Consider the following 20,033-nt stretch of genomic DNA (forward strand, 5'->3'; position numbering starts at 1 on the left):
GCTCGCCGCTCGCCAGTCGCTATCCGCGCATCAATCCCCGCCGCCTCACCAGTCGATCTCCGCGTACTCCTCGGCGTCCGGCTCGGGCGCCTCCCGGTCCTCCACCGGCGGCTCCTCCCACGCCGGCTCGTCCGCGCGCGCCGTGCCACCTGCCGCCACGGATCCGGCCTCCGCCGGTGCCTCGCCGCCTTCCGCCAACACCTCCAGAATCGGTTCGCCGTACTTGGCGAGCTTGTTCTCGCCGACGCCGTTGACCGTCCCCAGCGCAGCCGTCGTCGCCGGCCGGGCCAGCGCGATCTCCCGCAGGGTGGCGTCGTGGAAGATCACATACGCGGGCACGCCCTGCTCCTTGGCCGTACGGCCCCGCCAGGCCCGCAGCGCCTCGAACACCTCCAGCGCCTCCGCGGGCAGATCCACCGGCGCCCGCTTGCCCTTCGTCTTGGCCTTCGCCGCCCGCGCCGCCTTCTCCGGCTCCCGCCGCATCGGCACCTCGCGCCCGCCGCGCAGCACCTCGCCGCTCGCCTCCGTCAGCACCAGCGTCCCGTACTCGCCCTCGACGGCGAGCAGCCCCTGTGCCAGCAACTGGCGTACGACACCACGCCATTCGGCCTCGCGGAGGTCGTCTCCCACGCCGAACACGCTCAGCCCGTCATGATCGAACTGAATGACCTTCGCGGTCTTCTTCCCCATCAGGATGTCGATGATCTGCCCCGCCCCGAACTTCTGCCGCCGCTCGCGCTGCAACCGCACGATCGTCGACATCAGCTTCTGCGCCGGCACCGTGCCGTCCCAGGTCTGCGGCGGGGCGAGGCAGGTGTCGCAGTTGCCGCACGGGCCGCTCTCCTGCCCGAAGTACTCCAGCAGCCGGACCCGCCGGCACTGCACCGTCTCGCAGAGCGCGAGCATCGCATCGAGATGGACGGCCAGCCGGCGGCGGTGCGCGTCGTCCCCCTCCGACCCGTCGATCATCTTGCGCTGCTGCACCACATCCTGCAGCCCATACGCCAACCAGGCCGTCGACGGTTGGCCGTCCCGCCCCGCGCGCCCCGTCTCCTGGTAATACCCCTCCACCGACTTCGGCAGATCCAGATGCGCCACGAACCGCACATCCGGCTTGTCGATCCCCATCCCGAACGCGATGGTGGCGACGACCACCAGCCCGTCCTCGCGCAGGAACCGGGCCTGATTCTCCGCGCGTGTACGGGAATCGAGCCCCGCGTGATACGGGACCGCGGCAATCCCGCTGTCCACCAGGAACTGCGCGGTCTTCTCCACCGACGCCCGCGAGAGGCAGTACACGATCCCCGCGTCCCCGGCGTGCTCGCTCCGCAGCAGCTCCAGCAGCTGCTTCTTCGGCTCGCTCTTCGCCGCGATCCGGTACTGGATATTGGGCCGGTCGAAGCTCGCGACGAAGTGCCGGGCGCCCTCCATCCGCAGCCGGGAGGTGATCTCCTTGTGCGTCGCGTCCGTCGCCGTCGCGGTCAGCGCGATCCGCGGCACCTCCGGCCAGCGCTCGTGCAGCATCGACAGCGCCAGATAGTCCGGCCGGAAGTCGTGCCCCCACTGGGCAACGCAGTGTGCCTCGTCGATCGCGAAGAGCGAGACCTTCCCCCGGTCCAGCAGGCTCAGCGTCTGCGCCACCCGCAGCCGCTCCGGCGCCAGATACAGCAGATCCAGCTCCCCGGCGAGAAACTCGGCCTCGACCAGCCGACGCTCCTCCAGATCCTGCGTCGAATTCAGGAACCCGGCCCGCACCCCCAGCGCCCGCAGCGCGTCCACCTGGTCCTGCATCAACGCGATCAGCGGCGAGATGACGACTCCCACCCCGCTTCTGACCAGCGAGGGAATCTGATAGCACAGCGATTTGCCGCCGCCGGTCGGCATCAGGACAACGGCGTCCCCGCCCCCTATGACGTGCTCGATGATCTCCTGCTGACTGCCACGGAACGCGTCATACCCGAACACCCGGCGCAGTACCTGCACCGCCTCGCTCACGTCCGAAACGCCTTCCGCATCCATGTCCACGACCACTTCCACGTCCGCCAGTGCCATCCCAGAAGCGTACGAGCTTCGCGGGTGCGCCCGCTGAGCCTGTGGATAACTCGGACATGGCCAGGATATGGCCGGGGGCTTCCGGGGCACCGGCCGCTGCCCCGGCAGGCAGCAGTGCGAGCCGATACGGTCGGGATATGCAGCCTTCACCCGCCGCCCTGGTCCGCGAGTTCCACCGGGCCTTCGGGCTCGATGTGCACACCACGCCCACCGAGATCTCCTCCGGTCAGGCCGCTCACCGCCGTGACCTGCTGGTCGAAGAGGCCCAGGAGGTCGCCGAAGTGTCGGTGAACGGTCCGCTCGACCGTCTCGCGCACGAATTGGCCGACCTGGTCTACGTGGCGTACGGCACCGCGCTGACGCACGGCATCGACCTGGACGAGGTGATCGCCGAGATCCACCGGGCCAACCTGTCGAAGCGGGGACCGGACGGTCAGGTCGCCCGGCGGGCGGACGGCAAGGTCCTCAAGGGCGACCACTACCGCGCCCCGGATGTCCCGGGGGTACTGCGGCGCCAGGGGTGGGTGGCCCCGGACGGGGGACGGGTCCACACGGCCGGCGAACCCTGCTGATTCCGCCGGCCGACCCGGCCGCCCGAGCTGATGCCGTACCGGGAGAATCCGCCCAACAGGACGATCGGCACGGACGACATCGCGTTTGCCGACTTCGGCCCGGTCTTCGAGGAGTTCGAAGCCGACTTCGGGCGCACCTATGTCCTGGGCGACGACCCGGTCAAGCACCGGCTGCGGAACGATCTGCCGAAGGTCTTCGCGGCCGGCCGGCAGGCCTTCGAGGCCGACCCGGACATCACCGGCAAGCAGCTCTACGGACGGATCCAGGCCCTGGCGGCCGACGCCGGCTGGACCCTGGGCGGCTGGCACGCGGGCCATCTGGTCGGCGAGTTCCCGCACGAGAAGATCGACGGCGCCGACATCGAGTCGTACACCGCCCCGGGCAACGACACCCCGCTGCGCCGCACCGACACTGCAGGGCGGCGCTGCCACTGGATCCAGGAGATCCATCTCATCGACGCGGAACGGGGCTTCGGCGGCTTCTACGAGGAACTGCTCGACCTCGGCTGAGGCCCCGGCCGAGTACCCGGCCATAACGCCGAACACTCCCAAGGTGCCTGGGGGCGCTCAACCGGACCACCCAGCCGGGCGGGGCGCAGGCCAAGGTGGTCAGCCACAACGGCACGGCCACAATGAAAGCCACCTTCAGGATCGACGCCCCCGCCACCGCTGCCCCCGCCACCGTCGGCGGCGGCCCCGCCACCGCCTGGCTTATCGCCGGAGCGGCCACCGTTGCCATCGGCGGCGCAGCAGCCACGGCCACGCTGCTGCTGCGCCGCCGCCGACAGGCGTAGGCAAACGACCGCCCCCAACGGCTCGGGCTCGGGCTCGGTCAGGATGCGACATTCGGGAGCACGGTGACTGCCGAATCCGTCGGTCATTCGGCAGCGCCGGCGGAGGTCTGGTAATCAAGGCATGGATCAAGCGGGCCGCATTGCAAGATCTCTTCCACCGTGGGCCAGATGTCGAGAGGCACGTCGTAGCAGTAGATCATCCAAGGATCGTCTGCATCCGGGATGATCACCTCGCGAAGCTTGATGATGTGCTCCCGGCTGATGACGCGCTGCGTGACCAAGAACTCGTCCCGCCTGCTGAAGCCATCCAAGGACCAAACGACGTATGGCTCTTCCGCGATCATGAACTCAGCGTAAGGGGTGCCATATGACCACGGAACGCCCCAGACATCGCCGCGCGGACCATGTCGATCGTGCCGCTGCCCAGCCGTTCTCCGCAGCCAATTCCATTCGACCCGACGCTCAGCTCAAGGATGAGCCGGACGGGACGACGACTCCGTAGAGATCGGCGATTGTTGCGAGTGCGCTGTGGTGGATCTGCTCGGCGGAAAGGTCAGCAACCGCCGTCTGCAGAGGCCGGGTCGCGCAGGCATCGGCGATTACGGTGGACCGGTTGCCGCGCAGGAACGCGCCTGATGCGGTGAAGGCCACGCACATGTTGGTCATGAATCCGGCGATGATGACGTCCTTGTTGCCGGCGGCATCGAGGTGTTCGCCCAGGTCGGTGTCGACGAACGCATTGGGAACGGTCTTGACGACGACCGGTTCGCCGTCGATGGGCGCCACACTCGGGTGAATCTGGCCGATTTCAGCGCGGATATCGTACGGAGTTCCCTCGCCGCCGTCGTTGATGACGTGGATGACCTTCGTGCCGACGTTCCTGGCTTTTGCCAGCAATTCGGCGGCAGAGTCGAGGGCAGGCTTCCATCCCGTCAATTCCATCACGCCATCGGTGTAGGTGTTCTGGTAGTCGATCAGTATCAGCGTCGCATCGGCAAGCGATGCCGGAGTCTGATCGAAACCGTTGAGTTCACGCAGTGTTGTCGTGGGCATTACTGCACCTTCCCGGGCTACATATCGTCGAAAGTTCCGGGCCATCATTCGATGGCTGTCTCCAAACTTAAGAGCCGCCACGTGTGGCCGCAATGTCATGTAACTTGCAGATACAGACATCTGACGAGTCACCACATGACGCGCCGCCGACCGGACGGAGCCCCATTGAGCAGCAGCATCCAACGGTTCATCGTCGTCATCCTCTTCGACGGCGTCGACCTGCTGGACGTCACCGGCCCCGCGGAGGTGTTCTCCCTGCTGCAACGGGAGATGGGCGACGCGACGGGTTACCACGTCGTTCTGGCCGCCGAAACCATGGACCCCGTAATCACCTCAGCCGGGGTCCGCGTCCTCCCTGACGCCACCTTCCAGGAGATATCGGGGAGGAGTATCGACACCCTCATGGTTCCCGGCTCGGTCGAAGTCGACGACCAACGCCGCGTTCACGCCCTCACCGACCCCACCGTGGTCGCCTGGGTGAAGAAGCTCGCCGGCAGCACACGGCGCGTCGCATCCGTCTGCGTGGGAGCACATATCCTCGCTGCCGCCGGGCTATTGGACGGCAAGCGCGCCACGACCCACTGGTCGACCGCGCAGCAACTCGCCGCCGATCACCCGTCGATCGAGGTCGACGCCGACCCGATCTTCATTCGTGATCACGACGTGTGGACCGGCGCGGGCATCAGTGCCTGTCTTGACCTGTCACTTGCCCTCGTTGCCGATGACTTCGGCGAGGCCGTCGCGCTTTGCGTCGCTCGGCAGCTCGTGATGTATCTGAAACGGCCCAGTGGTCAAAGCCAGTTCAGCGTTCCGCTCGAGCCCGTCTCGACCACGCGACGCATGGACGATCTCCGCCACTACATCACGCGAAACGTCGCCGAATATCTCACCGTCGCCGATCTCGCCCGGCAAGCCCATGTAAGCGAACGACAGCTCACCAGAATCTTCAAGACGGAACTCGGCATGACCCCAGCTGCCTACGTGGAATCAGCCCGCGTCGAAGTGGCGCGCAATCAACTTGAATCCACGGATGACGCCCTCGAACGCGTCGCGTCCACCTGCGGCTTCAACACGACCGACACCCTCATCCGCGCCTTCCGCCGGAAACTCGATACGACACCGACGGAATACCGAAATCGATTCCGGTCTTCCGTTTAGCGGGCAGGCTCGGCAGGCTCTCTCCGAGCGCCGGCAATGCCCCCTGCTTGCCCCGATGGTCACGTCTTCCTTGGCCACCAGGTGGTCGACTGTGGCGGAGCATCGTTCGGGACGACCGGATCAGAGGCCGCAGCACGCCCCGCGCGGCCGGCACACACGGGGTGATGCGGCCGCTTAGCGGCCTCTGTGGCACGGGTAGGGCATGGCTGTGATCATGCCTAAGGGCCAGTTCGAGAGAATCAAGCCTCTGAACTGGCCCTTAGCCGTGTGCCCCCGGCAGGATTCGAACCTGCGACACCCGCTTTAGGAGAGCGGTGCTCTATCCCCTGAGCTACGGAGGCGGGCCTGTCGGAAAGTGTGGTGGACATGCCCCGAAGGTGGGCGCATCCGTGCAGTTTCTTTTCCGGCAGAGTTGTGGTGCTCGCGGACACCAAGGCCTGCGCCACCGCGGACAGTGTAGCGGGTGGGGCTCGGGGCGTGGCTCGCTGGGAGGACGGCAGCGTGTCCACTTGCCTCGGCCCACCCGCCGAGGCCGGCTCGGGGCCGAGGAGGTGACCACGGATGCGGGATCACGTCACAGGGGCGGCCTCGCTGGTGCTGTCGGAGGTGGTCTCGGGGAGCCACAAGTAGGTGCTGCGGCGGATGGCCACGATGAGTAGCAGGGCCACCCCGACGAGGGCGCCGGACAGGTACCACGGGCTCTGGCCGCCGCCGTGGGCGACGAGCAGGAGGCTGACCTGGGGGACGGCGATGAGCCCCACGTTGACGCCCGCCGCGTACAGACCCATGTTGCGGGCGGAGACGGCGGGCTCGGACACCGAGCTCACGTAGTGCAGGAGGCTCGGGAAGACGATCATCTCCGCGGCCGTCCACAGCAGCGTAGCGCCGAGGAGTGCCGGCCCGGAGTTCACGAATCCCATCAGCACGAAGCCCGCTGCCGCCAGCAGATAGCCGGAGGCCAGGGACCAGAAGTGGCTCACCTCGCGCATCGCGGTGTTCAGCGGTACCTCGAACAGCACGACGCAGAGGGCGTTCACCGTGAAGATGACGCCGGCCCAGATGCTCGACATGCCACGTTCGTTGATGACGTACGTACTGAGGAACGTCGGAGGCAGCGCGAACGCGAGATGGATCGGGAGGGCGAGCACGAAGACCGACCAGAAGCGCGTTTCGTTCTTCAGCGACTGCGACATCAGTCCGGCGCGGCCGGAGCGCTGTGCCGCGGCCACCGCGCGCCGCGAACCGCCGCGCATGCGCAGGGCCAGATGCGCCGCTGCGACGAGCACGACGGCAGCGTTGATGAAGAACAGCGCGGTCGGCTGCCAGGTGAAGACGATGCCGCCGACCGCCGGGCCGACGCCGCCGCCAAGGTTGATCGCGAGGCGGTTGCAGGAGAAGGCGACCTTGCGCTCCTCCTCGGTGGAGTGGCTGATGGTCTCCTGGTACGAGGCCGGCGTGAACACTTCGTACAAGAAGCCCCAGACGAACGAGGCGGCCATAAGCAGGCTCGCCTCGTTCGCCAAGGGGAGGACCGCCACCAGCAACGCGTTGCCGACCAGGCCGGCAATCATCACGGTGCGGCCGGACACGGCTCGCAGCAGCGGGCCCGCCGACAGGTCGGCGACCAGCGCGCCCACCCCGTAGGCCGCGACGATCACGCCGATCTCGCTGCCGGAGTAGTCGCCACGCCCCACGAGAAAGGCCGCGAGGAAGGGGAACGCCATCGTGCCGGTGCGGAACAGCAGGGTTGTGATGAACAGGACCCTGAGCTCCGGCTTCAGCCGGCGAACCGTGTCGAAGGTGCCACGCAGTATCAAAGCTCGAAGACCTTGTCCTTGAGTTCCTTCACTCGGGCGTAGTCCTCAAGGATGGCGCTCTCGGTGTCTCCGGTGAGGAAGACCCGCAGCGGGCTGGACAGCAGGTCGGTGGTGCGGCGTACGCGCCCGCCCGGCTGGACCTTGACGACGCTGAGGAACACCGTAGGCAGCGAGTTGATCTCCTGGAGGACCTCCTGGTTGATCGCTACCACGGTCCCCGTCAGCGAGGTGGGGCAGGTGAACAGCGTGGCGGGCTGCCGGTACTCGTAGGTCCGGTCGCCGTACTCCTTGAGGAACTTCTCCGGGTCGAGGTACGACAGCGCGTACAGGTCGACCTGGTTGTGCCCCAGGCACTCGTCCTGGAAGCCGGGGTTGAGGCCGCCGTTGATGCGGGCGCCGATCTCGACCAGGGCGGGGCCGTTGGAGGTCATCTTCACCTCGGTGTGCGTCGGCCCGTACCGGATGTTCAGGGCCTCGTGCACGCTGTCGACATAGGCGATCAGCTCGGGGATCGGAGACTGGTCGGTCGGTACCAGAACGTCCTTGTCGTAGATCATCTTGCCGTTGACGAGGTCCTTCTCGTACCGCCACACGGCGACGACGAACCGGTGGCCGTCGTGGCTCACGGTGTCGACCGCGTACTCGACGCCGTCCAGGTAGGACTGGATCAGCGCCTCCTCGTTCGGGAGGTTGAAGATGTCGCGCGCGGCGAGCACCTTCTCCGCGGCGGTCCGCACCGCATCGGCGTCGTCGCAAATGTAAACGTTGTCCGTGGAGGCCGAGCTGAGCGGCTTCACCACCACGGGGTACTCGCCGCGCTCCACGGCCCAGTCGACCAGGGCCTGCGGGGAGGAACTCTTCATCTGCTGGGCACAGTTGACGTCGGCGGCCCGAAGCGCCTCGATCATCTCGTACTTGTCGCGGCGGGCCAGGGACAGCCGCGACCCGTTGGAAGGCACCCCAAGGCGCTCGCTCAGGCGGTCTGCCATCGGGACGCCAGGCTCCTGCCCGGCGACAATCGCGACCGGATTCAATTCTCCGAGCTGACGGACCAGTTCGTCCTCGTCACCAACGATATTGGCCTCGTACTGTGCCATGTCCGGAAGCAGCATCGAAGTCATCAGCTCGGGCGTGCTCTGCACATGCACGACGCGGGCGCCGAGTTTGGCGAACGCGGGCGGCAGGAAATTGCCGGAGGCGTATCCGTCGACGATCGCGACAACAGGGGTGGTGGGGGACAAGGAAACTCCTCATGTCGTTACAGCGTGCATGCGACTACTGGAAGTTGACCGGGTGTTCACAACTCCGGTGCACCTACTGGCGAATCCAGTACGTCACTTCCGAAGGGAACGCGTCGAGGCGGGACTTGGCAGACACACTCGGTACAGCATCTCCGAGGGGACCATCCGAGTCAACAGGTTCTGGTTGACTCGGATTTAGCGGAACGTCTGATTCCTGGGCGGTGGCCGGGCGGGTGCGCCGGCGCGGCGAATTCGCCTTACGGGAGTGGTGTGTTCGTTCCCCGCACGGGTTCGGTCCGTAAGGGGCGGGAATCCGGGCGGACAAGTTGGCTGTGTTGGGGTCCTGCAGTAACGGGCTTCGCGCGGGGGCGGGTGGTATTCGGTGCCGGCGCGGATCGGGCCCGCACCCCACCCCCACAGGTTTTGGCCGGAGTGCGTGGCTCTTTCTGCCGTGAAGTGCGCCTTGGTGGCGAACGAACGCGCCTGCCTGCACTGCCACCCGTCCGGCCGCGTCACGAAATGTGGGCGGCCGCCGGACCGGCCAGGGCATGGGAGACGCGGACGATCCGTTCGACGGCCGGCCGGCGATCGGCGGACCGCCACGCGAGCGCGGTCGAACAGCGCAGGCCCGCGGCGAGGGGCACGACGGCGACGTTGGTGCGCGCGTAGTGCTGGTCGGTGCTCTCCGACACCAGGGCGATCCCCCTGCCCATGGCGACCAGTTCGAGGGTCTCCTCGATGGAGCGCGAGGCCACGGTGAGGCCTACGTCGATCACGCCCACCTGCCGGGGGTGGCGGAACTGGCGCCAGACGCGGTCGGCTGATTGCGGGACGATCCAGGTGCGGTCGGCGACCGTCCGGGGATCGAGCCGGGCGTGCCGTGCCAGCGGATCGCCGACCGGCACCGCGACGGCCCGGCGGTCGCTGCCCAGCTGCTGGATGCCGAGCGAGGGGGCGGTCAGCGGGGGCCAGACGATGGCGAGGTCGGTCTGGCCGGAGGCGAGACCGCAGGTGGGATCGGCGTAGTCGTAGCGGCGCAGGACGATCTCGGCGCCCGTCTCGGCCTGGGCCAGTTCCAGGAGCGCGGTGGTCAGACGACCCGCGGCCTCCCCCATGAAGCCGATGGTGAGGGGCTGGTGGCAGCCCTGGAGCAGCCGGTCCACCTGGTCCGCCGCGTCCACGGCGGCCAGCGCGTCGGGGAGCAATCTCGATCCCAGGTCGGTGAGGAGAGTGCCGGTCGCGGCGCGGTGGAACACGGGTCCCCCGGCCTCGGCCTCCAGCCGGCGGATCGCGTCGCTCACGGCGGGCTGGCGGACTCCGAGCAGTTCTGCGGCCTTCTGGAACGAGCCGGTGCGGGCCACCCCGACGAAGGCCCGTAATACGGAAAGCGTGATCGTCACAAGTGGAGCTTAACCGTCCCCTGGATAAGCATCCTTTATGGCGAACCCCTTCGTTTATGGCGCGCGATGAGGGGCGACTTGCCAGCGTGGCCCTCCTCGCGGCGGCGCGGTGGGCCGGTGGCGCGTGGCGGGCCGCCCCGGAGGGGCGCGATGCGGCCCGTGCCTCGGCGCGATCCGGAGGGCAACTCTGTTGGCAAGAGGTGTAGTTGGCCGTTTCGGAGCAACCCGGTCGGCCTGACCGGTTCCAGGCTGCCGGTCGGCCGTGCGGACCCCGGTGCGGCCGTCGAGGGGCCCGCTTCAAGCCATCCTGGCCGCTCACGGGGCGGCGTTATAGGACATTTCTTACGCTTTGCGGTAATCCCGGAAGATAGATTTGGCCACACCTCGCCGGGGATGACATTGGCCAGTTTCATTTCCCCTTGATCGGGGCCATGGGTCATGTTTGACTGCATTCGATCGAACGGGGGAGGGCTTAGGAAGGCAGCCCAAGAGAATTGATCACTTCTCGCATGTCGTCATTCATCGACTGGCTGCCAAAAAGTAATTGATCATTATCAGAGTGCATGCAGGCGCGTCTCCGCGCCTCATGGTCCGCCTTTGCGGAATCCGCATGTCCTCTTTCGTGTACGGCTCAGAATTCATTGGACAGCCCTACTGAAATGGGTGAACCATGTCTGTTTCCGCGTACGCCGAAGGAAATATCGAGAAGAACGCCACGCTCGATTTCGCCAAATTGGACCGCGAGGTCCGCAAGCGACTGAGAGAGCTGTGCAAGCTCGACAACTACCACGCTCCGGTCGCCATTCTGGCGGACTACGCCGTCGTGGCCCTGTCCATATACCTGTGCGTCGGCGTCTCATACCTGTTCTACCCGGTCGCCCTTGTCCTCATCGGGTCGACCCAGCGGGCGTTCGTCAATCTGCTCCATGAGTCCTCGCACAAGGTGCTCACCAAGAGCGGCCGCCTGAACGTGACACTCGGGACCTTCTTCTCCGGATACCTGGTCCTGCACATGTACAACCCCTACCGGAACTCACACATAGGGTTCCACCACCGCTTCCTCGGTGATCCGGAGAAGGACCCCGACTACAACTTCCACGTGGGCATCGGGATCTACGACCACGAGGTCTCGGACAAGAAGTTCTTCCTGAAGAACATCGCCCTGGCCCTGCTGGGGTTCCGGACCCTTGAGTACGTCGGGTACGTGATACGGGACCGCATCCTCTTCAAGCCGCAGGACGTCACGGTGTCCATGCCCATCCGCCTCACCACCGAGCGGGTCGTCATGGCCGCGCAGTGGGCCGCCATCATCGGCGTGTGCGCCTGGTTCGGCTGGCTGCCCGAACTGCTCCTCTTCTGGTTCGTGCCGCTGTTCACGGTGGCCATCGCCATCGGCTGGCTCTCCGAACTCGCCGAGCACTACCCGCTCCCGGAGAGCGAGAGCAAGCAGATCCTCATGACCCGCAACCGCCATGGCTGGGGCATCGAGCGCTACCTGCTGGGCCGCCACCACGACAACTACCACCTGGTGCACCACCTCAACACCGGGGTTCCCTTCTGGAACATGAAGCGCGCCCACAAGGTCCTGCTCACGGACTCCGCGTACGCCCGCTGGGACGCGCTGTGGGCCGGTGTCCTCACCCGCACCCGCGGCCGGCAGAACCAGGAGACGCTGATCAGCTACGCCTCCAAGTACCGCGAATGGCGCCGCAGCGGCAGCGACCCGTCCCAGATCGACGGCGGCGGCACCTTCGCCGAGGCGGCCGCGCTGGCCCGCGCCATGTGAGCAACACCCCTTCTGCACCGACCCTTTGACGTGACCTTCCCTGAGAGGACTTCACCGGGATGACATCCACGCTCGATCCGCAAGCCGCCGCCCTGGACCCGCACCTCCTGCGGCAGGCCACCAACGGGCTCAAGCAGCTCGCCGCCGACCCCCGGCTCCGCTCGGCCTTCGTCGACGACCCGCTGCTGGCCTCCGTGCTCGCCCCCGCCGCGAACCGCTACATCGTGGCCCCCGACCGGGATCAGCTCTTCGAACGGCTCGCCGTACTGGAGGGCAAGGGCTACCGGACCGGCGCCGAGTTCGTCGGCGAGGAGGCCCGCGACGCGTCCGAGGTGCAAGAGGTCGTCGACGAGTACCTCCAGCTCATCGACCGGCACGAGAAGGCCGCCCCCCAGCAGCCCGTGCAGCTCGGCTTCGACCTGTCGAACGTCGGCTCCCTCATCTCCGCGCAGACGGCCGCCGACAACACCGCCGCGCTGCTGCGCGCCGCCCGGCCCCAGAACATCGGCATCCTCATCAGCATGGAGCGCTCGTCGTTGGTCGACGGCATCCTCGATGTGTTCGAGGGCCTGGCCCGGGAGCACGACAACGTGGCGCTGACGCTCCAGGCCCACCTCCACCGCACCGAGAGCGACCTGGCCCGGATCCTGCCGCTCGGCCGGAAGGTCCGCCTCGTGAAGGGCGTGTACAACGAGGCCGCGGACGTCGCCCTGCCGCGCGGCCCGGAACTCAACGAGCGCTACGCCCACCTCCTCGAGCGCATCCTGGACCACGGCAACCCGGTGGCCGTCGCGAGCCAGGACCCCTCGCTCCTCGAACTCCTCGACCAGCGAGGCCTGTTGGAGCGGGCGGACGAGATAGAGATGCTCCACGGGGTCCAGCCCCCGCTCCTGAAGTCGTACAAGGACCGCGGTATCGCGTGCCGTGTGGCGACCGTGTACGGAGTGAACTGGTGGCTGCACGTGCTGCACCGGATCGCCGAATACCCGCCCGTGATCCTGACGGCGCTCGCCGACCTCCACCAGCCGGACCGCGTCCGGTTCGGCGTGGAGTACTGACCCTTCGCGGTCAAGGTCGCGGGGCCCGGCCCACCCTCGGGCCCCGCGACCGCCCCGGCCGACGGACCCTCGCGGCACGCCCGTGGCGCGGTGACGAAGAATCGGAAGGAGCAACGTTCCATGCCCGTGCACCTGAACACCGCAGGCAGCGGTCTCATGCCACCCCCGGTGGTGGAGGCGGTGACCGGCTACCTGGAGGAAGAAGCGCGCGGCGGGGCGTACGAGACCGAGCAGCGGCACGCCGATGTCCTCGAAAGCGGTGTGTACGCCGCCCTGGCCCGGACCTTCGACGCGCCTGTGGACGACATGGCGCTCTTCGACAGCGCCACCCGCGCCTGGACCTCGGTCGTCGCCAACCTCCCGTTCCGCCCCGGGGCACGCGTCTGGGTCACACCGTACGAATACGCCGGCAACCTCATCATGCTCACCGAGCTGCGCCGCCGCCACGGCCTGCGGATCGAGGTCGTCCCGGCCCTGGCGGACGGTGACCTCGACCTCGACTGGATGTCCCGGTCCATCGACGAGGACGTCGCCCTGGTGTCGGTGACCCACATGCCCTCCGGGTGCGGCATCGTCAATCCCGTGGCCGCGATCGGCGAGATCCTCGCCCCTTGGCCGTGCTTCTACGCCGTCGACGCCTGCCAGTCGGTGGGGCAGCTGCCCGTCTCCGTCTCCGGCATCGGCTGCGACCTGCTCACCGGCGCGGGGCGCAAGTTTCTGCGGGGGCCGCGCGGCACCGGGTTCGCCGCCATCGGCGCCCGGCTGCGCTCGGCCGTCGAACTGCCCTTCCACGACCTGCACATCGCCGACATGGTGTCCGACGACGCTTACGAGGTACGGACCGAGGGTGCGCGCCGCTTCGAACTGGCCGAGCGCTCCAACGCGACGTTCTACGGCCTGCACGCCGCGCTCGTCCACCACCTGGCGCGCGACGACGACGCCGACCCGCGGCCGCTGCGGGAGGCCGTCCGCGCCGCCATCGAGACGGTGCCGGGAACCCGGCTGGTCGACCCCGGGAAGGAACGCGCCGGGATCATCACCTTCTGCCACGAACGGGTCCCCGCCGACAAGATCCGCGCCGGGCTCGCCGAGCGGGGAGTGAACGTCTGGATCGCCCAGGGCAACCACACACCCCTGTACATGCGCACCGTCGGCGTTGAGCATGCCGTGCGCGTTTCTCCGCACTACTACAACTCCCCGGCCGACGTGGAAGCGTTCGCCCACGCTCTGCGCGACGTCCTGCAGTGACCGTCCGGTCCGGTCCGGTCGATGATCGCGAGGGGCGTGGTCGGGCCGGGCGACGGGGCATGAACGGGATCGCCGCCCGGTATCCGGGGTGTCTGCCGCCGTTCGGTGTCACCGGTTTTCGAGTGGCATCAGTTCGGTCGTGAACGCTTCGAGGAAGGCGCGGCGGGATGTGACCGGGCCGGCCGGGCGCACCACGAACTTCGACAGGCCGGCGTCGGTGAACCGGCGCAGGTGGTCGCGGGCGTCGTCCCAGCCCCAGCAGAGCAGGGCGCGCGGGTCGTCCACGTCGGGACGGTCCTGGCGCAGACGGGTCAGCAGGGCGTCCACGGCGTGCTCGTCGGCGTCGTCCTGGACGATCGTCAGGTAGGTGCCGTAGTGGTCCTCCTCGATCGTCCGGTCCGCGCGGTCGGCGGCGCGGACGATCGAGGCGCGGCAGTCCCCGGCCTCGGCCGGGGTGATGTTGCTGCCGAGCCAGCCGTCACCGAGCCGCCCGATCCGGTCCAGGGCGGCAGGGACCCGGCCGCTCAGCCACAGGTCCAGGGGCTTGGCGGGCAGCGGCTCGACCGAGGCCTGGTCCAGGTGGAAGAACCGGCCGTGGTGGGTGACGGCCGGCGCGGTCAACAGCGCCCGTACCACGCACAGTGCCTCCTCGAACACCTCGGCACGGTGCCCACCCGGCACGGGGAACATCGTCCGGTCGGTGCGCCGGGCGGGGCGGACGCCGAAGACCGGCAGCACGCGGCGCGGGGCGAGCGCTGCCAGGCTCGCGAGTTGCGCCGCGAGCACGGCCGGGTTGCGTCCGGGCAGGATCAGCACGCTCATACCCAGCTTCAGCCGCTCGGTGAGACCCGCCGCGTACGCGACACCGACCAGCGGATCGATCACGCCCGGCGCTGAGACCAGGTCCGAGAACCACACCGAGTCGACCCCGTGCGTCTCCAGGTCCGTCACCAGACGGGCCAGATCGCCATCACCGCGCGGCGCATCACGCTCGGGTACGTTCCCCACACCGATGCGCACCTTCATACCGGCATCAGATTCCCTGTTCTCCACGGTGTCATGACGGCACCTCGGTGCCGGCTCGCCGGAGCAGCCTGCCCAGAGTGGTGGCCGTCGAAAGAACGGTGCCGTCGGCGGCCTGGTTGGTCCCCTCGGCCAGCGCGAGGCCCTCGGTGAGGGTCGCCTTCGTGGTGAGGCGACGCCACGTCTGTATGGGGACGTGCCGCGTCCAGCGCACTCCCAGATCCAGGGTGATCGGCTGAACGGTGCCGAGTCCTTCGCTGCGGAACACGCATTCCAGCAAGAAGCTGTCAAAGAGCAGCAGGTCGACGGCGGCCCCGTGCGTCGCTTCACCGATAAGGTCCGGGCGGCCTCTTACCCAGACCTCGCACCGGGGGACACCGTCCCCCAGCCCGGCCGGGGTGAGCGGGTAGTCGATCGCTCGGACCTCAAGATTCTTGAAGAAGGCGACCTCGTCTTCCAGCCACGTCACAAGGGGCGCCGATGCCGGGGGTTCCGCGCCGCCGGCGGTCTGGTCGGTCGTCGGTACCAGCCGGCTGTCGAGCATCCAGGCGTCAGCAGTGAAGACCAGCTCGTCCCCTTGGATCAGGTCAACGCGGAGCAGCTGGCTGCTCTTGCCCTTCCTGACGGTTTCGACACGGCCTTCGATGGGGCCGGGTGATGCCGCTCGGGGATATGAGCCCTGGATTCCGGCCAGCACGAGATGCGGTGCGGTGGCCCTGGCCACCTCGCTCGCGAACGCCGCTATGCAGCCGCCGAAGACGCGACCCGCGAATATCCATGTTTCGCTGACCGTTCCTCGGAAGCCCGAGCTCGACGGCGTGACGGCGAAGGCGGTCTCAAGTGACAATGGTTTCTCCCTTGATTCGAAGGACAGCGGCGACCGCGATGCCCTGGGGTTCGACCGAGGTCAGCAAGGCGATGCGTTCGGCGGGGCCTGAGGCGGCGGCATGGCTCAAGACGCTCGCCAACTGGAAGGAGCCTGACGCGGAATGGACCTGGCCAAGAGATTCCGTGATCGGCGGCAGCAACGTCGCCTCCGGGCACACGGTGGCCAGCGCCTTGGACTCCACGTCATCCGTCGTTCCCGAGCTGACAGCGGCCCACACGCGATCGGGCGAGGTGCGGGTCAGAACCCTGTTCGCTGCCTTGCGCACCGCCGAACCGGTGTCGCCGTCCGTCACCACCAATGAGGTGACGGCAAGTACTTTGGCCAAGCTGTGGGGAGCACTCCGCTCCAAACGGAGCATGGCGCAGCCTTCCGCCAGCGGGGCGGTGTCGTCACGAACCCAGGAACGCGCTTCGGTGAGCTCCTCGACGGCACCGGCGAGAAGGGTGTCCGCGCGGCCCGTCAGCAGCAGGCGCCGGCAGTAGCCGAGGGCCAGCAATCCGGTTGTCCTGCCCCCGGCGAGCGTGGCGTTCGGCCCCCGGAATCCGTGCCAGATCGCGGTTTGGCCGGCGATGCTGTTCATGGCCGCGTTCTGGATGGAGGACGGCTGGATGTGATACGGCTTCCCGCGGAGCAGCGAGGCCCGGTTGACGTCCAGAATGCTCTGCGCACTGCCGTGCGTCGTACCCAGCACCAGCCCTGTACGTACGGGATCGTCGTCATCGGTGAGCAGACGGGCGGCGGTTGCTACGGCGAGCGCCGTGGCGCGGCTCATGGTCCGGGTGCCCTGACGCCCAAGGAACTCTCGCGGTTCGAAGTCCGGCACCGGCCGGGGGCCGTCGGGAAGCGGACGGCCCGACACGGTGCCCTGCGCGAAGTCCCGGTCGTTCGTGCCGTGCGGAGAGATGGCCGACCAAGCGGTAATGATCATCGGGATTCCTCGTAGCGGCCCAGCAGGACGATGGCGTTGTTGCCGCTGAAGGCGAAGCCGTTGTTCTGCACGATCCTCAGGTCAGCGGAGACCGACTGATTGGGGACGCAGTTGATGTCGCATTCCGTGTCCGGCGTCCGGTGGTTGACCGTCGGTGGTATGAAGCCCTCGGTAATGGCGATCGAAGAGGCGATCGCGCCGAGCGCGCTGGATGCGCCCATGGTGTGACCGAGCATCGATTTCAGTGAGATGACGGGTGGCGGCCGGTCACCATAGACGGATTTGATCGCGCGAATCTCCGTCACATCGTTGGTCTTGGTGCCGGTCCCGTGCGCCGAGATCAGGTCCACATCGCCGGGCCGCACACCGGCGTCGTGAAGTGCGCTCTCCATACACGCCTGGATGCTCTTCTCCTCGGGAGCGAACGCGTGGTGAGCGTCGCAGTTCAACCCGTAGCCGAGCACCTCCGCGTAGATGGGCGCTCCCCGCGCCCGTGCCGAGGTCAGGCTTTCCAGGAGCAGGATCCCCGCTCCTTCGCCGCTGAGGATGCCCTGGCGGTCGGCGTCGAACGGGCGGCACCGGTCGGGGGACATGATGCCCAGCCGGTAGAACGAGGCGAACGAGCGGCGGCAGATGGCGTCCGCGCCGCCGACCAGGGCGTAGTCGGCGTCGCCGAGCCGGATGGCGTCGCACCCGTCTCCGATCGCATAGTTGCCCGCCGAGCAGGCTGTCGCGAACGTCATCGGGGCCACGTCCTCAAGCCCCAACTCCCATGCGATGGAGGCGGACAGCCGATGGGTCCCGGCGCGTTCGACGAGCGCCGGGTCCACCGCATCCGCTCCCTGCGCGACCGTCTCGGCGGCGAGCGTGTCGATGTCCTGTGATTCGCCGTCGGCGGTGCCAACGGCGATGTGGCCCGGCCGGTCCCGCAGCTCCTCGCCGGCCAGTCCGGCGTCGGCCAAGGCCATTCCGGCGGCGGCGACGGCGAAGGCGCTCGCGCGGCCGAGTGTCTCCACCGGGGTCCGGGTGATCCAGTCAGCGGGATCGAACCCCGTGACTTCGGATCCGTTCGCGTAGGCGAATCCCGCAGTGTCGAACGCGGAGATGGGCGCGACCTCGTTTCGACCGGCCCGCAGCCCCGCGGCGAACTCCGCCACGCCGATGCCGATGCTCGACACCACGCCACGGCCCGTGACGACAACCCGCTCGAGCCTACCGGTCATGCTTCGGCCAGGACTTCGTAGATGGTGGCGAGGCTCACCATGCGCTTGGTCTCGGCCTGGTCGATGGCGATGCCGCAACTGTCCTCGATGGCCGTCATGATCTCGATGATCGCCAGCGAGTCGGCGCCGAACTCCTCGGTGAACAACGTCTTTTCCGTCAGTTCTCCGGGCTCGGCCTCCAGAACGTCGTAGACGATCTTCTCTACCTGTTCCCGAACATCATCAGTGATCTCTGCCATGTCGATCTCCTTATTCGTATTGCGTGACGATGAATCAAGCGCCGATCACGTTGACGCCGCCGTCGACGTGAACGATTTCCCCGGTGGTCGCGGGAAACCAGTCCGACAAGAGCGCTACGCATGCCTTGGCCGCCGGAGTGGGATCGGAGGTGTTCCAGCCCAGCGGGGCGCGTTCGGCCCAGACGTCGGCCACATCGTGGAATCCGGGAATGCCCTGGGCGGCCGGAGTGTCCAGTGGCCCGGCCGCCACCAGGTTGACGCGGACACCCTGCGGTCCGACATACCTCGCCAGGTAGCGGGAGCAGGATTCGAGTCCCGCCTTGGCGACGCCCATCCAGTCATAGAGCGGCCACGCCTGGGACGCGTCGAAGTCCAGGCCCACGATGGAACCGCCGCCGTCCTTCATCAGGGGGAGGCAGGCCACGGACAGAGACTTCAGGGAGTAGGTCGAGGCATGCATCGCCGCTCCCACGTCCTCCCAGGAGGCGTTGAGGAAATTGCCGCCGAGTGCCGTCTGCGGAGCGGCTCCGATCGCGTGCACGACGCCGTCCAGTCCGGGTACGAATTCGCGTATCCGGTCCGGCAGTGCCTCCAACTGCGTCGCGTTCGTCACGTCGAGTTCGATGACGGGCAACGAGGCGTCCGGTCCCGACGGAAGCCGCTTGGCGATGCGCTCGGTCAGCGTGCGGCGGGGATAGGCGGTAAGGAGGACGTGCGCCCCTTCTTCCTGCGCGATTTTCGCGACGTGGAAGGCTATGGAGTGCTGGGTGAGCACTCCGGTGACCAGAATGTTCTTCCCCTCAAGGATTCCCATGAGCGGCTTCCTCTCTCAAAGTCCCATGGCCAGGCCGCCGTCGACCGGGATGACGGCTCCGGTGACGTAGCCGGCGTCCGCGCTCGCCAGGAACCGCACGGTCCTGGCGACTTCCGTCGGGGAGGCGATGCGGCCGAGTGGTGTGCGCTCCTTGGCGGCCGCCTTGATCTGGTCGCTGAGTCCCGCAGTCATCTCCGTGTCGACGAACCCGGGTGCGACCACGTTGACGGTGATGTTCCGCGGACCCAGTTCACGGGCGAGCGAGCGAGCCAGTCCGACCAGTCCTGACTTCGACGCGGCGTAATTGGCCTGACCCATCTGTCCGGAGAACGCGACCACCGAGGAGATGAAGATGATCCTCCCGGCGCGTGCGCGGATCATGTTCTTCGCCGCACGCTTCGCGACTCGGTATGCGCCCGTCAGGTTCGTGTCGAGCACCGCGTCGAAGTCCTCTTCGCGCATCATCGCGAAGAGCTTGTCCCGAGTGATTCCGGCGTTGGAGACCAGTACCTCAACGGGCCCCTGCTCCGCTTCGACCTTGGCGAAGGCGGCGTCCACGTCCGTGGTCTTCGTGACATCACACTTCACGCCGAACAGTCCGTCCGGTGCCTTGTCCGACCGATAGGTCACAGCCACGGCGTCGCCGGTGGCGGCCATTTCTCGGGCGATGGCGAGGCCGATGCCCCGGTTCCCGCCGGTCACCAATACCGATCTAGTCATCCCTGCCCCTGAGTACGA

General features: G+C 67.6%; 19 protein-coding genes, 1 tRNA gene and 1 pseudogene. 7 read left to right on the forward strand and 14 right to left on the reverse strand.

Going from position 1 to position 20,033, the window contains the following annotated elements; translation table 11 throughout:
* Positions 1-45: 45 nt before the first annotated feature.
* The gene (recQ, locus tag ACZ4S3_RS33245) at positions 46-2,052 is read right to left on the reverse strand and encodes a DNA helicase RecQ (RefSeq protein WP_467941051.1); all 2,007 of its coding nucleotides are present in this window, start codon (positions 2,050-2,052) and stop codon (positions 46-48) included.
* A 137-nt stretch (positions 2,053-2,189) separates the two neighbouring features.
* On the opposite strand from recQ, the gene ACZ4S3_RS33250 reads away from it, so the two are divergent.
* From ACZ4S3_RS33250 to ACZ4S3_RS33260, 3 genes and pseudogenes are all read left to right on the forward strand, one after another.
* The gene (locus ACZ4S3_RS33250; protein ID WP_467941053.1) at positions 2,190-2,624 is read left to right on the forward strand and encodes a pyrophosphohydrolase domain-containing protein; all 435 of its coding nucleotides are present in this window, start codon (positions 2,190-2,192) and stop codon (positions 2,622-2,624) included.
* An 18-nt stretch (positions 2,625-2,642) separates the two neighbouring features.
* Positions 2,643-3,134, forward strand: a pseudogene (locus ACZ4S3_RS33255) (M24 family metallopeptidase); the annotation flags it as partial.
* Between the two features lie 122 nt (positions 3,135-3,256).
* Positions 3,257-3,418 (forward strand): hypothetical protein, encoded by a 162-nt coding sequence (locus ACZ4S3_RS33260; RefSeq protein WP_467941057.1) that lies wholly within the window; start codon positions 3,257-3,259, stop codon positions 3,416-3,418.
* 83 nt (positions 3,419-3,501) lie between these two features.
* Here ACZ4S3_RS33260 and ACZ4S3_RS33265 read toward each other — a convergent pair whose 3' ends face one another.
* Together ACZ4S3_RS33265 and ACZ4S3_RS33270 are read right to left on the reverse strand one after the other, a co-directional pair.
* Positions 3,502-3,762: a DUF7683 domain-containing protein gene (locus tag ACZ4S3_RS33265; protein ID WP_467941061.1), complete on the reverse strand. Its 261-nt coding sequence runs from the start codon at positions 3,760-3,762 to the stop codon at positions 3,502-3,504.
* Between the two features lie 118 nt (positions 3,763-3,880).
* Positions 3,881-4,471, reverse strand: coding sequence for a cysteine hydrolase family protein (locus ACZ4S3_RS33270; protein WP_467941065.1), 591 nt, complete (start codon positions 4,469-4,471; stop codon positions 3,881-3,883).
* 165 nt (positions 4,472-4,636) lie between these two features.
* Between ACZ4S3_RS33270 and ACZ4S3_RS33275 the strand changes: the two genes are divergently transcribed.
* A complete protein-coding gene (locus ACZ4S3_RS33275) occupies positions 4,637-5,629 on the forward strand; it encodes a GlxA family transcriptional regulator (RefSeq protein ID WP_467941069.1) in 993 nt (330 codons plus the stop codon).
* A gap of 268 nt (positions 5,630-5,897) precedes the next feature.
* Here the strand turns inward: ACZ4S3_RS33275 and ACZ4S3_RS33280 are convergent.
* From ACZ4S3_RS33280 to ACZ4S3_RS33295, 4 genes are all read right to left on the reverse strand, one after another.
* A tRNA-Arg gene (locus tag ACZ4S3_RS33280) sits at positions 5,898-5,970 on the reverse strand.
* 228 nt (positions 5,971-6,198) lie between these two features.
* Positions 6,199-7,446, reverse strand: coding sequence for an MFS transporter (locus ACZ4S3_RS33285; protein WP_467941073.1), 1,248 nt, complete (start codon positions 7,444-7,446; stop codon positions 6,199-6,201).
* Positions 7,443-8,687 carry an ATP-grasp domain-containing protein gene (locus tag ACZ4S3_RS33290; protein ID WP_467941077.1) on the reverse strand — a complete coding sequence of 415 codons (1,245 nt, stop codon included), beginning with the start codon at positions 8,685-8,687 and terminating at the stop codon, positions 7,443-7,445. Before ACZ4S3_RS33290 ends, ACZ4S3_RS33285 begins: the two co-directional genes overlap by 4 nt.
* A gap of 512 nt (positions 8,688-9,199) precedes the next feature.
* Positions 9,200-10,087, reverse strand: a complete 888-nt coding sequence (locus ACZ4S3_RS33295) for a LysR family transcriptional regulator (RefSeq protein ID WP_467941082.1) — start codon at positions 10,085-10,087, stop codon at positions 9,200-9,202.
* 670 nt (positions 10,088-10,757) lie between these two features.
* Between ACZ4S3_RS33295 and ACZ4S3_RS33300 the strand changes: the two genes are divergently transcribed.
* The 3 genes from ACZ4S3_RS33300 to ACZ4S3_RS33310 all read left to right on the forward strand — a co-directional run bounded on the left by ACZ4S3_RS33300 (position 10,758) and on the right by ACZ4S3_RS33310 (position 14,179).
* Positions 10,758-11,873, forward strand: a complete 1,116-nt coding sequence (locus ACZ4S3_RS33300) for a fatty acid desaturase (protein WP_467941085.1) — start codon at positions 10,758-10,760, stop codon at positions 11,871-11,873.
* A 59-nt stretch (positions 11,874-11,932) separates the two neighbouring features.
* Entirely contained in the window at positions 11,933-12,931 is a 999-nt protein-coding gene (locus tag ACZ4S3_RS33305) for a proline dehydrogenase family protein (RefSeq protein ID WP_467941088.1), read from the forward strand.
* Positions 12,932-13,051: 120 nt separating this feature from the next.
* On the forward strand, positions 13,052-14,179 hold the full coding sequence (locus tag ACZ4S3_RS33310; protein WP_467941091.1) for an aminotransferase class V-fold PLP-dependent enzyme: 1,128 nt from the start codon (positions 13,052-13,054) through the stop codon (positions 14,177-14,179).
* A 108-nt stretch (positions 14,180-14,287) separates the two neighbouring features.
* On the opposite strand, the gene ACZ4S3_RS33315 is transcribed toward ACZ4S3_RS33310, so the two are convergent.
* The 7 genes from ACZ4S3_RS33315 to fabG are packed head-to-tail and all read right to left on the reverse strand — an operon-like array spanning position 14,288 to position 20,015.
* Positions 14,288-15,187 carry a TIGR03854 family LLM class F420-dependent oxidoreductase gene (locus ACZ4S3_RS33315; protein ID WP_467941094.1) on the reverse strand — a complete coding sequence of 300 codons (900 nt, stop codon included), beginning with the start codon at positions 15,185-15,187 and terminating at the stop codon, positions 14,288-14,290.
* 49 nt (positions 15,188-15,236) lie between these two features.
* Complete coding sequence (locus tag ACZ4S3_RS33320; protein WP_467941098.1) at positions 15,237-16,049, reverse strand: acyl-CoA thioesterase domain-containing protein; 813 nt, start codon at positions 16,047-16,049, stop codon at positions 15,237-15,239.
* Positions 16,039-17,019: a beta-ketoacyl synthase N-terminal-like domain-containing protein gene (locus tag ACZ4S3_RS33325; RefSeq protein ID WP_467941102.1), complete on the reverse strand. Its 981-nt coding sequence runs from the start codon at positions 17,017-17,019 to the stop codon at positions 16,039-16,041. Before ACZ4S3_RS33325 ends, ACZ4S3_RS33320 begins: the two co-directional genes overlap by 11 nt.
* Positions 17,016-18,242 (reverse strand): beta-ketoacyl-[acyl-carrier-protein] synthase family protein, encoded by a 1,227-nt coding sequence (locus ACZ4S3_RS33330; protein ID WP_467941105.1) that lies wholly within the window; start codon positions 18,240-18,242, stop codon positions 17,016-17,018. Before ACZ4S3_RS33330 ends, ACZ4S3_RS33325 begins: the two co-directional genes overlap by 4 nt.
* Positions 18,239-18,481 (reverse strand): acyl carrier protein, encoded by a 243-nt coding sequence (locus ACZ4S3_RS33335; RefSeq protein WP_467941109.1) that lies wholly within the window; start codon positions 18,479-18,481, stop codon positions 18,239-18,241. The genes ACZ4S3_RS33330 and ACZ4S3_RS33335 overlap by 4 nt, the downstream gene beginning before the upstream one ends.
* A gap of 34 nt (positions 18,482-18,515) precedes the next feature.
* Positions 18,516-19,295 (reverse strand): enoyl-ACP reductase FabI, encoded by a 780-nt coding sequence (gene fabI, locus ACZ4S3_RS33340; RefSeq protein WP_467941112.1) that lies wholly within the window; start codon positions 19,293-19,295, stop codon positions 18,516-18,518.
* A gap of 15 nt (positions 19,296-19,310) precedes the next feature.
* Positions 19,311-20,015, reverse strand: coding sequence for a 3-oxoacyl-ACP reductase FabG (gene fabG, locus ACZ4S3_RS33345; RefSeq protein WP_467941116.1), 705 nt, complete (start codon positions 20,013-20,015; stop codon positions 19,311-19,313).
* Positions 20,016-20,033 lie beyond the last annotated feature (18 nt).

It is taken from the genome of Streptomyces sp. NPDC028368, assembly GCF_055565615.1.